The following is a 12,973-nucleotide window of genomic DNA, read 5'->3' as shown; positions in this document are numbered from 1 at the left end:
CTTATTGGACGGACTTTTTCAATAGTTTTAATTTTACTATATTCTATTTTTTATAATTCGTTTATTGTATTTATTAATCCATCTGAAGAGATAGCGATGGAATCTACAGCAAGATTTAATTCATTCAAAATTTCAGAAATAGTTGCGATTTCTGTATTAGTTTGTTCGTTTTGAATTTTAATTCCTGACATTGCCTTAACAATGTTTTTATAGGATTCTGACATTTGCTCATACTTATCTGCACCATCAGCAATTAGTTGGTTCATTTCAGAAACTGAATTGGTTATGTCCCCAATACCATCGTCTGTGTCTTGGATTAATCCTTCGACGCTTTCTATTGCTTTTTTTGTGTCTTCAGAGAGTTTTCTTACTTCAGAAGCTACTACTGCAAACCCTACACCATGTTCACCTGCACGCGCCGCTTCAATGGCAGCATTTAGAGCAAGTAGATTGGTTTGATTTGCTATAGATGTAACTAAACTAACAATATCTCGGATTCTATTAGAAGAGTCTTGGAGTTGTACCATTTTTTTCTGTAAAGCATTGATACTTTCAGTAATTAATTGCATTTGTTCCATTTGTTTAGTTAGAAGTACTTGACCGGCTTGTGATTTTTCCTCCGTATCTTTTACGAAAGATAGATTTTGGTTAGTAGATTCTTTGATATTTGTTGCTTGGTAAGATAATTTATTGATCGATGCACTTGTTTCTTCACTAACGGCTGCAAGATTCTCTGTAGTGTCATGTACCATAATTTTTACTTTATCCTTTTTTAATTGTTCTGCCGCTCTCAGACGCACATTTTCAGCTTCATAGGCCTCTAATACTAATTGTTGCTCTAAATTCAATACTTTATTTATCGCAGAAAGGGCACCACGTTTGTCTGAATCTGAAATGGATAGAGTCATTATATACTTTATGAATTCGTAATTTAATGTTTCAAAAGCGGCCATATACCACTTTGGTTCAAGTCCAATTTTTACGTGAACATGGGCAATTATCTTTCTTTGGTTAAGGTAATTTGAATCGATAACGCCACTGAACATTTCTAAAAGGTGGTTATATAGTGTTTTTTTCAGTCGTTCGACACTACTATGAGCGGTAATAATATCCATTAGTTTTGATTCAGCCTCTAATGATTTGTAAAAAGATGTTACCGTATTTTCTAATATCTGTTGAATAAATGGCTGTAAATGGTGAAGTATTGCAAGATCATTTTTCGTGAGATGAATCATTGAAATTTGCTTTTTTATTTCAGAATGATCTGGTATATCTAATACGACGGTTATATCTTTAGTAAAATCAATACTGTTGTTAGAATTTTGCTTTTTAAAGAAAAGAGTCACTTTATATATTCTCCTTTTGGTAGAAACTAAGTTGGCCAGGCTCCCTAATTAGATATTCTTAATATCTATGCCATCCATTTTAAAATGTATCTGTTGTTTCCATATCTCCGTATTAAATTTCTATTGTAATTCTTCTATTGCACTCTAGTCTTTTATCGTCAAAATAGGTTGGGTATTAAGTCTATCTTAAATGGGATGTAGACTAAATTAATGCAGATTCAAAAAATTAAAGAATATAAAGCTAACTCTATCTAATCTTGCAGGGATGTTTCAATTAATCGCAGATGGAACGATTTCTCTTACATCGTGAAGAAAAGTATTCAAAGAACTTGCAGATAACGACCGAGTGGAAGAAAAAGTTGTAAAAGCAGTGGATTTAATGCAAATTTCAGAAGATAATGTAGTTCATGAAATTGAAATTACAACTCTAGGCATAATCCATAATTGATTGACGACTATAAAAGCGGTAAAGAACTTAAAAGGATAACAACAAAAGATGACTTCCAGATTTCAAATGGAAGTCATCTTTTAATTTTGAATCACAATTCTAAAGACACAATCTATCGTTAGAAATCGGAAAATCCAATTATTATTTGGCATCGTGGTATACCAAATTCAAAAGATTTTTCAATAAATGGCTTAACTAGACCAATAGTTGTCCGAAATTGACAGATGACAAGTAAAACAAGACCAATCAATGTACGGACATGTTGAATGTGAATTTTAATAGCTATTGTATTAAATTCTACCATCTTAACATAGTTACTATTAGTCAATCAGTCTTGGCATATTTTCAAGCTTTGGCATTCTGAACCTTGCAATTACATCAACCGGAGAAGGTTTGCAGCATTGACACATTTGTACGTCACCTGCTACTGACATTAATAAGTAAGCATCCGTTTGGCTTAAGTTCCACTTATCTACTAACAAATCTTGCATATCTTCACAAGCAATTTGAATTGCTCTATTTGTGTCTGTATGAGAAGCTATCGAATACCAATCATCTTTGGTTTCAACTATAGGTCTGTTAATCTTAGTATTGGGAAGAGTAGAAATAGTAGTTTCAACTTCACCAGAAATTTCTACACCAGTTCCGCAAATTTCTCCATCACCCATGGAAGCATGAATGTCTCCTAATCCAAAAAGGGCACCTTCTACATTTATTGGTAAATAAACTATAGAACCTTTTGTTATCACATGATTATCGATATTACCTCCATGATCACCAGGTAATCCACATGGAACTTCTTCACCAGCTGGTGCACATCCAATTACACCTATCATTGGTTTTGCTTCAAATGAGATATCGTCATTAAAATGAATTTTGATGTCATTCTCAACCTTCACTATTTTTGTTTTTGTTTCTGCACGGTGGATAAGAACTCCAATTTCAGGAAGTGTACTAATAACACCCCAATCACGTACTTTTATATCATGTATTTCTACTTTTAACGTTTGCCCCGGCAATGCACCTTCAATATAAACCGGACCTGTAGCTGGATTTACTTTAGAAAAGTCGATAGATGTAATTAGATGTTCATCAGACTGAATTTGGTTTGTAAAGCAATCGTATATTTGAAATAGAACATTTTCTCCAGGTTGAATATGCAAAACAGGTTTATGATCTTTATTGAAACTATAAACGGATTGTTCTCGTTTTAAATAATGCATGGTATACCTCCTAAAGTAAGTTGTTGTGAACCACTTTAGAATATGAATAAATATAAGTCAATATGTTTTCGGAATTTTTAAAAATATTGATGTTTATTGGTTATTTTTTTAAGATTTTATGATTCATTATTTAAACTATCATTCAATAAGAATCGTCATAATAAATTTAGTCAGAAAATTTAAAAAAGGAGGAATTGATTTGAGAAAAACGAAGACCATACTGATTATGTTCGTATTATTACTGTCTTTTGTCATAGCAGCATGTTCCGATGAAACTAAAAGTTCTAAAAGTAGTAACACAGGAGGCGGGGACAATACACTTAATTTCGCACTTTCGGGTGATATTGTATCATTAGATCCTGCATTCTCTTATGATTTTACAACGAATCCTGTAGTTACACAGATTACTGAGGGGTTACTATACTTTGATGCAGAAGGACAAATACAACCTTTGCTTGCTGAAAGTTGGGAGAATCCTGATCCACTAACTTATATTTATAATATAAGAAAAGATGTGAAATTTTCTGATGGAACACCAATGACTGTAGAGGATGTATTATTTTCAATGGAACGAATTAAAGATCCGGCTACAGCATCTTACGTTGGCTGGATGTATGCTAACGTTGATAAAATTGAAAAAACTGATGAATGGTCAATTAAAGTAACTTTAAAGCAACCAGATACTTTATGGCGTTACGTACTAGCTACTACTGGTGGTCACGTTGTAAGTAAGAATTACTATGAATCACATAAAGATAATTTTGGAAAGCCTGATGGCGGAGTTATGGGGACAGGACCTTTTGAGTATGTTGAATGGAAAACTGGATCTGAAATCTCATTAAAGAAAAATGAAAACTACTGGGATACCTCAGGTGGTCCTTATTTAGATAAAGTAGTTTTTAAAGTATTACCGGAAGGAACAACTACTGTAACAGGTTTAAAAACTGGTCAAGTTACAGCAACTATAGGATTACCATTAGATTTAATACCTGTTGTTCAAGAAATGGAAAATGTACAAATAGATATGGTAGATAGTTGGTTAAATGACTTTGTAGTAATGAATATGTCCAGACCACCATTTGATGATATTAATGTACGCAAAGCAATGAACTATGCTTTAGATAAACAAAAAATTCTGGATGAAATCGTAAAAGATTCAGGTTCTCCTGCAAAGGCAGTTCCAATTGCACCAGCGACTTGGGTTTTTGAAAAAGATGCTTGGCAAGCAGCTTATGACAAACTTCCAGACTACTCTTTTGATATAGACAAAGCAAAGCAGTATCTGGCAAAATCTAGTGTTCCAAATGGTTTCAGCGCAACAATTTTAACAGAAGGAAATACTTTAAAACTTAATACAGCGCTTGCTTTACAAGCTGCAGTAAAACCTTTAGGAATTAATCTTGAGATTGAAAAAGCTACAAGTGAAGAGGTTAACACAAGAGCATTTAGTGGTGAACGTGATTATGATATATTAATGCAATCATGGGGAGCAGATTTCCCAGACCCAGTAGGGAATTTACAACCAGTATTCCACTCTAATAATAGAGGAGATGGTGGATCAAATTTTGCTAATTATAGTAATAGTCAAGTAGACCAATATTTAGATAAACAAAGCGTTTTAACAGATGATAAAATTCGGACTGAATTAATGATAAAAGCAGAAACTATTATAGCAGAAGACACTCCTTGGATAATGATTGACCATCCTAAACAAATTTTAGCTTCAAATAAAAATCTAGAAGGCTATAATATTACAGGTTTATGGTATTGGGATTCATTTACTAAAAATATGAAATTCAAATAAAAGGAAGACGAGAATTTTTTCTCGTCCCTTTTATTTTTTTATAGTTCTTATTTGTTTTCTAGGGTATAATGAACTATATTTTCTGAATATTCAAAAGGTGTTGATTACAAAATGGTTTTAACTCAACCGATGTTTACTTTTCTAATAGTTTTTGGAATTGTTGGTGGTGTAATTAGTTTAACTACTATTGTTTCTCTCCTAATTTTTCAAAATGAACATGAGTTTTTAGTTATGGAAAAGAAAAAAACAGAGCTAGAAAATTTATTGAAGGAAGCACAGCTTAGTAATTTAGCTTCTCAAATTCATCCTCATTTTCTTTTTAATTCTTTGAATGCAATTACATCATTAATTCGTTTAAATCGAAATGATGATGCAGAAGATTCGATTTTTGCTATCTCTTCTCTACTGAGATATACAATTCGAGATTCTCAGCAGTTGGTCATGTTAAAGGAGGAAATTGAAAGTGCACAAATGTATTTGAAGATCCAAAAACTTAGGTTTGGAAATCGATTAGATTGGAGTATTGCATATACGGATAAATTAGAGAATGTAACCATCCCAATGCTTACAATACAGCCACTTGTAGAAAATGCTTGTAAATATGGAATTGAGCCTAAATTAAATGGAGGTAATATTAACATTCAAATTGAAGAAGTAGGTAAAGTAATCCACATCACGATTCAGGATAATGGCATTGGAATGTCGGAAAATACTTTAAATGAATTTAATCAATGGAAGGAAAATAAAGTGGAATCTAATCTGCTTGGAATTGGGGTTAAGAATACATATCAACGTATTAAGCATTATTATGGGGAAAGAGGAGATTTTTCCATAAAAAGTTCAAATGAAGGGACAATATGCTTAATCACATTAAAGGAGGATATTTCACATGAAAATACTTTTAGTTGATGACGAGCCATTGGAGTTATTAAGTTTGAAGAAGCTATTAGAAGACGGTGGAGAATTTGATATAGTGTGTGCAGAAAATGGTTTAGAAGCTATTAATCAATTAGAGAGGAACGATGTAGATTTAGCCTTTCTTGATATTCAAATGCCTGGATTAAATGGTCTTGATGTACTCAAGGAAATTCGAGTAAAGTGGCCGAAAACAATCGTTTCAATTGTATCTGCATTTAGTGAGTTTAAGTATGCAAAACAAGCACTGGAACTCGGGACTAGCTGTTATTTATTAAAACCTTTTTCTGTTGATGAATTTAATAAAACATTAATGAAAATGAAAGAAGCTTATAAAAAGCAACTAAACTTAAACTATTTTGTTTTGCAATCGATTATTGAGCGGGATATTTTCGGTGAAGAGGTAGTTTCTTATGATGAGAAGTTTAAACACTTTAGCTTTTCTCCAGAGATAGTCCTTTTGATAAAGAAAAGTGAGTTTGAAAGTACTGAACAATTGAAACGGAATCTGAGTGTATACAATGTGTTAATTGCACCACAGCCAATTGGGGATTTTCAAGTATTACTTACAAATACGGAACATTTAGAGGCAGTTAAAGAAATATTAGTTCAACATAATTTAGAAAGGTCGCAGCAATTACCTTTTGGTATTGGCAGCGGTAATACTATTAAAATAGCGTATAGTAATGCTTTAAAAGATTACTACGAGCAAAATAAAACTGTATTCACTCAATTTATGAGCTACATGCAGGAAAACTATAACAAAGATTTAACAGTTTCTAAAGTAGCAAAAAATGTTCATGTGAGCTCTTCTCATTTGAATCGTTTATTAAAAAAAGAGTACGGGATGACGTTTACAGAAATTTTGTTAAACGTAAGAATAAACAAAGCAAAAGAACTTCTATTAAAAAATTTCAATGTTGAAATAGTGTCTGATATGGTTGGATTTAATAGTTCAGCTTATTTTTCTGTTTGCTTCAAAAAAATTACTGGTGTTTCTCCGAGCAATTTTAAAAAAGAAATTGGGTGATAAGTATGGGTACAAAGATAATTGACTTACTTATTCCATCTATAACACCTGTTATGTTTTTTTTAGCGGCACAGGTTGCATACGATTTTGGTGTAGCTGGTCTACTAGGATTTTCTATCATGTTGGCAATTTCATTTTATATTATATATTTATTAAAAAACAAAAAAGTATCTAGAATTCATGATCCCTTATTGAAAAAGTTAGTTTACTCTTTATATTTTATCGAGACATCATTAAGTATTTTCTTAGTTGGGAAGATTATTTTTAGCGAAGCTGCTACTCAATATTTTCAGGTTATCATTATCATTCTGGTATTAGTGGCGACTATCTTTGTATTATTTCTAAGAAAGTTTGAGGAAAAATGGGTATCAACAAGTACTATTGTTTTAGGGTTAATAGTTTCATTTCTTATACCAACACTTGTCTATTTAAGGGTAAGTATTCCAACAGTATATTCTGGTTTGCATTTCCTTTCCAGGGATATGCTAACAATAAATATAAATGAATCAATTTTTCTAATACTAGGATTAGGTATTATTCTTGTCGCACATCAATATGGTTACCATACAGTGTATGAAAAGGTGAAAATAGGGCATAAATCGAGATCATTCATTATTGCAGGACTTATTTCTGCCAATGTATTGATAGCATTTGGTTCGATTTCTTTTTTAGGGAGAGCTCAAGCTGTATTCCCAGATTTAAGTGATCGAGTAAGTATGCAAGTGATGAGTAGGTTTGGTGGTCAATTTGGTCAATTGTTGTTTGTTAGCACTTCAATCTTTATTTCCATTTATGTTGTTATACGTCTATGGAAGACAATGCAAAATGAGTCATCCAACTATCGGTCACTTTCCTTTTTTTATTATCTATTCTTTCCGCTAATAATAGTTGTATTTTGGGATTTAACATTGCTGGACATTTTTTTGTTTTTCGGTTTAATTTGGGGACCATTATATTCAGTCATTATTTGGCCTAGTGAAAGTAGTGTAAAAACAAGAATTTCATTTATTGCAGGGCTAGTTTTAAGTATTGTTTTTTTCACGTTATATGACGTTATTATTGGAATATTGGCTGGAACAATTAGTTCAATACTCATTGTGAGATTAATGAATATGAATTTGTATATTAAGAAAGCATAGGGACAATCCTTTATGCTTTTTTTTAATGAAATATTAAAGATTAATTGATTGAAAATTTAAAATAGCATTCTAATTAAAGCAGTAAAATAATAATTAATAAAAACTAGATATATAAATGAAAAAAAGGATGGTGGGTACGTTGTTTTCATACATTATTAGACGACTATTGGTGTTGTTACCGGTATTGTTCTTAGTTTCTATATTGGTATTTGGAATGTCGCATATAAGTTCCACAGACCCTGCTTTAGTTATGGTAGGAGGTAAACAAACTTCACCAGAGGTACTAGAGAACATAAGAGAAAAATATCATCTAAATGATCCTGTTTGGAAACAATATATGATTTGGATAGGAAATGCGGTGCAGGGTGATTTAGGAGAAAGTTTTAAAATGAAGCAATCGGTTTCAGGAATGATTGCTAACCGTTTGCCATTGACGTTGCAACTTGTTGGAATGAGTGCATTATTTACAATCATATTAGCTATACCTTTAGGAATTCTTGCTGCAGTAAAGAAAAATACTTGGGTAGACTATTTAACTTCATTAATTTCTTTAGGAGGAGTCTCCTCCCCTGTTTTCTTTACAGGTGTATTATTAGTTCTCTTATTTTCATATAAGCTTGATATTTTACCAGCATTTGGGACGGGAGACTCGTTTATGGGGAACTTTAAATACTTAATATTGCCGTCTATGGCACTTGGTTTGAATATGTTGGCTTTGAGCTCGAGAATTACTAGAAGTGGAATGATTGAAGTATTAAATACGAATTATATTCAAACTGCCATTGCAAAAGGAATTCCTAAACGAGTCATTATTTTAAAGCACGCTTTTAAAAATGCACTAATCCCTCTTTTAACAGTTACTGGTTTACAGCTCGGTTTTTTAATAGTAGGAACTGTACTAGTAGAGTATACTTTTGGGCTCGGAGGAATCGGTAGCTTAATTGTTAACGGAGTACAAGCGAGTGATTATCCAGTTGTTCAAGGAACGACTCTGTTTATGGTAACGGTATTTTTATTAATTAATTTAATTGTAGATTTGCTTTATGCAGTCGTTGATCCAAGAATACGTTACTAAAACGATTATCGGAGGTGAAAAGGATGACACAAGTAAGAAGTATAGGTAGAAAACCTTTTATTAAATCTAAAAAGTCACGTGTGTTTAAGTCTTCCTTCTTCAAAAATTATCTCGCAGTTGCAGGAGGAATTGTACTTGCCATTATTGTTTTACTTGCAGTATTTGCACCATTATTTGCACCCTATGAGCCAAATGCTCAAGATTTATCCATGTCATTACATTCTGCTTCTAGTGAACATATTTTTGGGACAGATAAACAAGGAAGAGATATTTTTAGTAGAGTCTTATTTGGCGCAAGAACTACTTTATTAGGAGCAGTATTAGTTGTAGGGATTTCATCAGTAATAGGTGTTCCTCTTGGATTAATTGCTGGGTATTACGGAGGAAGAATTGATAATTTAATTACTCGTATCTTTGATGTGATCCTTGCATTTCCAGCTTTATTATTAGCTTTTATTATTGTAGCGGTATTTGGAAAGGGATTAGAGAATGCGGTCATTGCTCTTGGAATTGTTTATATTCCAATGATTGCCCGGCTTGTCAGATCTGTAACATTGGTAGAGAAAGAGCAGACCTATGTAGAAGCAGCAAAAAACTTAGGTTTCTCTAATTTTCGAATCATTTTTAGACATATATTACCGAACTGTGTTTCTCCAATTGTTGTGCAAGCAACTATCGATCTTGCATATGCAATTCTAGATTTAGCAGCTATGAGCTTCCTTGGACTTGGCGTGCAGCCACCTACAGCAGACTGGGGTGCAATGTTAGAAGAAGGTCGTGAATATTTACTTATTTCACCAAATACAGCACTTGCTTCTGGCTTCGCTATTATGATTACTGTAATTTCTTTTAACCTATTCGGTGACGGACTTCAACAACATTTTGATCCAAAACAAAGAAAAGTGTAAAACCAGTGATAGATTGGAGGAAGTAAAATGAACAAAATATTAGAAGTAAAAAACCTTTCAACCAAATTTAAAACTGATCGTGGGATAGCGCATGCGGTTAGATACGTAAACTTTTCGATAGAAATAGGCGAAACCATGGGACTAGTAGGGGAAAGTGGTAGTGGAAAAAGTGTTACAGCTAAATCTATTCTTCGATTAGTTGATACTACAAGAGGTACTATTTCTGGTGAAATTCTCTTAGAAGATTCTAATTTACTAGTAAAAAAAGAAAAAGAAATGCAAAAAATTAGAGGAAATAGTGTATCAATGATTTTCCAAGATCCTATGACCTCACTTAATCCCTTATTCACAGTAGGTGATCAAGTAGCAGAAGTGTTTCGGTATCATAAAAAAATGAAAAAGAATGATGCAAAAAAAGAAACGATAAAACTTTTTGAACTAGTAGGTATTCCTTCTCCTGAAAAAAGATATTTACAGTATCCGCACGAATTTAGTGGTGGAATGCTGCAACGTATTATGATAGCCATTGCTCTTGCGTGTAAACCTAAGCTGCTCATTGCAGATGAACCGACTACAGCTTTAGATGTTACTATCCAAGCACAAATTTTACGTTTGATAAAAGCACTACAAAAAGAGTTTTCCATGGGAGTACTGATGATTACTCATGATTTAGGTGTTGTTGCAGAAGTATGCGATAAAGTGTCTGTTATGTATGCTGGTGAGATTGTAGAGAGCGGGGATGTAGAAACAATATTCAAATCACCAATGCATCCGTATACACTTGGGTTAATGGAATCGATTCCTAAATTAGGAGAAAAAGCTAAGATGCTTAATCCTATAGAAGGTTCACCTCCTGACTTACATAAAGACATTATAGGATGCCCATTTGCAGAACGGTGTAAAAACAAGACAGATTTCTGTTTATTGGAAGCGCCTAAATTGAGAAAACTAGTCAATGGCCATTTAGTGTCTTGCCACTATGCTGAAAAGCTACTAGAGGAAAGGAGGGTTATTGTATGACAAATACATTATTGAAAGTAGAAAATCTAGAGAAGTACTTTCCAACAGGTAAGCGCAGTTTCTTTGGAAAGCAGGAGCAAATTCTAAAAGCTGTCGACAACGTTTCATTTGAAATAAAAGAAGGAGAAATATTTGGACTAGTTGGAGAGAGTGGATGCGGGAAGTCTACGCTAGGGCGTTGTATTACTCGAATTATAGATCCAACTGCAGGGAGTATTACTTTTGATGGAGAAAACATTACAGAAGTTGATGCAACTAGATTGAAGGCATTACGAAGACAAATGCAAATGGTTTTTCAAAACCCTCATTCCTCGCTGAATCCCAGAATGACGATTAGACAAACTTTTTCAGAAATTCTAAAGGTTCATGGACTAGCAAAAGGAAAAGAAAAAGAAAGAATGGAAGAACTTCTTGAAAAAGTTGGACTTCCACGAAATGCTTTAGATCGTCATCCTCATGAATTTAGTGGAGGGCAGTTGCAAAGAATTGTTATTGCTCGTGCACTTTTAGTAGAACCACAATTTATCATGGCAGATGAACCCGTTTCTGCGTTAGACGTTTCAGTCCAAGCACAGATTTTGAATTTATTAGTAAAGTTAAAAGAAGAGTTGTCTCTTACGATGCTCTTTGTTGCACATGACTTAAGTGTAGTGGAACATGTAAGCGATAGAGTTGCTGTAATGTATTTAGGGGAAATTGTTGAGATGGCTGATGTAGAGCAGTTGTATAAAAATAAGCTGCATCCTTATACAAAAGCACTAATGGCAGCAATTCCAATTCCTGATCCAAATGCAAATAGAGAAGATTTAATTTTGGAGGGAGACTTACCAAGTCCTATTGATTTACCAGAAGGGTGTCGTTTTGCAAGTCGTTGCGTGTCTTGTATGGAAGTTTGTAAAAAAATTAACCCTTCACTAAAGCAAATAAATTCAGGTCATTTTGTCGCTTGTCATCTATATGAATGAGGAGGGGTAGTAGTGTACAAAATTTTACCTATGACAAGATTAGGATTAGAAACAATTCAACGAAACAGGTCCAAAGTAATTAAACAGGTAAATGAGTTGTTATATAGTGATCAGCACGTATATCGAGTGGAAGAAAAGGTTAGATGTACTACTGAAAAATTTCCAGAAGGACATTTGCTTTTTCCAGGGAGTATAGTTGTATCAAGCGATACTTTACTAGAAAAATGCCAAACGGATTTAACGGGTGAGGATATTTCATCCTCTTTATCACGACTAAATTTGATGAAGAAAATTGCCTTTTTGGATGGGCTAAATTGTGGTTCGTTTTGTTCGGATCCATTTTATTTGTTCTTTCAAACATTTGGACTAAAAGTAGATAGAATTTCTGACTTAGATATTAGAAATGGAATATTAAACGAATATGAATTGTTAATAGTCCCAGGGGGGCCAGATGCAGGGGAGTCATACTATGAAGGCCTTGGAGAAAAAGGGTATGAAGAAATACGTGGGTTTGTGAGCAGAGGTGGTAAGTATTTAGGTTCTTGTGCAGGAAGTTATTTTCCACTCACTGCTGAACCTAATACAGTACCATCAGATGTTTGGTTAAATATGATTCCAGCAACAGATTTACATGGACTTGATTATTGGCGTACAGGTACTGGATTCGTACGAGTAGAATTTGAGGATGTGATGCATCCAGTTGCTTTAAATGTCGCAATGGGGAATCCGAGTACGATTGATATGATTTATTGGGAAGGACCTGCGTTTGAATTACTAGAAGGTGCGGATATACATGTCATTGCAAGATATAAAGATTTTATTGCATCTGGAAAATCTCTCCCCTCTTGGAGTTTAGAAAACAATGAAATAGCAGAGAACGCAATGAAATGGGCGAATCCTTTAACCACAGAAAGATTTGATGATCACTTAAAAGGCTACCCGGCAATCATTGAAGCAAAATATGGGGAAGGACATATGGTTCTATTCTCTCCACATGCAGAGTTCGGAACATGTGGTACTGATCATTCAATGGAAGAAAACCCTAATTTTCTACTTTTGATGAACAGCATTTATTATCTTTCAGGAAGAGGAGAATGAAT

General features: G+C 33.5%; 11 protein-coding genes. 9 read left to right on the top strand and 2 right to left on the bottom strand.

Annotated features, from left to right (window positions below):
- Positions 1 to 50: 50 nt before the first annotated feature.
- Together ACFVR1_RS14820 and ACFVR1_RS14815 are read right to left on the bottom strand one after the other, a co-directional pair.
- The gene (locus tag ACFVR1_RS14820) at positions 51 to 1,346 is read right to left on the bottom strand and encodes a globin-coupled sensor protein (RefSeq protein ID WP_387585099.1); all 1,296 of its coding nucleotides are present in this window, start codon (positions 1,344 to 1,346) and stop codon (positions 51 to 53) included.
- Positions 1,347 to 2,114: 768 nt separating this feature from the next.
- Positions 2,115 to 3,017: an acetamidase/formamidase family protein gene (locus tag ACFVR1_RS14815; protein WP_387585097.1), complete on the bottom strand. Its 903-nt coding sequence runs from the start codon at positions 3,015 to 3,017 to the stop codon at positions 2,115 to 2,117.
- A 199-nt stretch (positions 3,018 to 3,216) separates the two neighbouring features.
- Here ACFVR1_RS14815 and ACFVR1_RS14810 point away from each other — a divergent pair, with 199 nt between their 5' ends.
- The 9 genes from ACFVR1_RS14810 to ACFVR1_RS14770 all read left to right on the top strand — a co-directional run bounded on the left by ACFVR1_RS14810 (position 3,217) and on the right by ACFVR1_RS14770 (position 12,971).
- Complete coding sequence (locus ACFVR1_RS14810; RefSeq protein WP_387585096.1) at positions 3,217 to 4,821, top strand: ABC transporter substrate-binding protein; 1,605 nt, start codon at positions 3,217 to 3,219, stop codon at positions 4,819 to 4,821.
- Between the two features lie 111 nt (positions 4,822 to 4,932).
- Positions 4,933 to 5,730 (top strand): sensor histidine kinase, encoded by a 798-nt coding sequence (locus tag ACFVR1_RS14805; RefSeq protein ID WP_387585095.1) that lies wholly within the window; start codon positions 4,933 to 4,935, stop codon positions 5,728 to 5,730.
- Entirely contained in the window at positions 5,711 to 6,766 is a 1,056-nt protein-coding gene (locus ACFVR1_RS14800; RefSeq protein ID WP_387585093.1) for a response regulator transcription factor, read from the top strand. Before ACFVR1_RS14805 ends, ACFVR1_RS14800 begins: the two co-directional genes overlap by 20 nt.
- Before the next feature lie 5 nt (positions 6,767 to 6,771).
- Entirely contained in the window at positions 6,772 to 7,905 is a 1,134-nt protein-coding gene (locus tag ACFVR1_RS14795; protein ID WP_387585092.1) for a hypothetical protein, read from the top strand.
- A gap of 130 nt (positions 7,906 to 8,035) precedes the next feature.
- Entirely contained in the window at positions 8,036 to 8,980 is a 945-nt protein-coding gene (locus ACFVR1_RS14790; RefSeq protein ID WP_387585138.1) for an ABC transporter permease, read from the top strand.
- 23 nt (positions 8,981 to 9,003) lie between these two features.
- The gene (locus tag ACFVR1_RS14785) at positions 9,004 to 9,888 is read left to right on the top strand and encodes an ABC transporter permease (protein WP_387585091.1); all 885 of its coding nucleotides are present in this window, start codon (positions 9,004 to 9,006) and stop codon (positions 9,886 to 9,888) included.
- A gap of 27 nt (positions 9,889 to 9,915) precedes the next feature.
- Positions 9,916 to 10,908, top strand: a complete 993-nt coding sequence (locus tag ACFVR1_RS14780) for an ABC transporter ATP-binding protein (RefSeq protein ID WP_387585089.1) — start codon at positions 9,916 to 9,918, stop codon at positions 10,906 to 10,908.
- Positions 10,905 to 11,873, top strand: coding sequence for an ABC transporter ATP-binding protein (locus tag ACFVR1_RS14775; protein WP_387585088.1), 969 nt, complete (start codon positions 10,905 to 10,907; stop codon positions 11,871 to 11,873). The genes ACFVR1_RS14780 and ACFVR1_RS14775 overlap by 4 nt, the downstream gene beginning before the upstream one ends.
- Before the next feature lie 12 nt (positions 11,874 to 11,885).
- The gene (locus tag ACFVR1_RS14770; protein WP_387585087.1) at positions 11,886 to 12,971 is read left to right on the top strand and encodes a BPL-N domain-containing protein; all 1,086 of its coding nucleotides are present in this window, start codon (positions 11,886 to 11,888) and stop codon (positions 12,969 to 12,971) included.
- Positions 12,972 to 12,973: the final 2 nt, after the last annotated feature.

Origin of the sequence: Psychrobacillus sp. NPDC058041 (assembly GCF_042885655.1) — a bacterium.
Taxonomy (GTDB): domain Bacteria; phylum Bacillota; class Bacilli; order Bacillales_A; family Planococcaceae; genus Psychrobacillus.
Note: the sequence above shows the minus strand (reverse complement) of the source record. Positions and strands in the feature narration are given on the sequence as shown.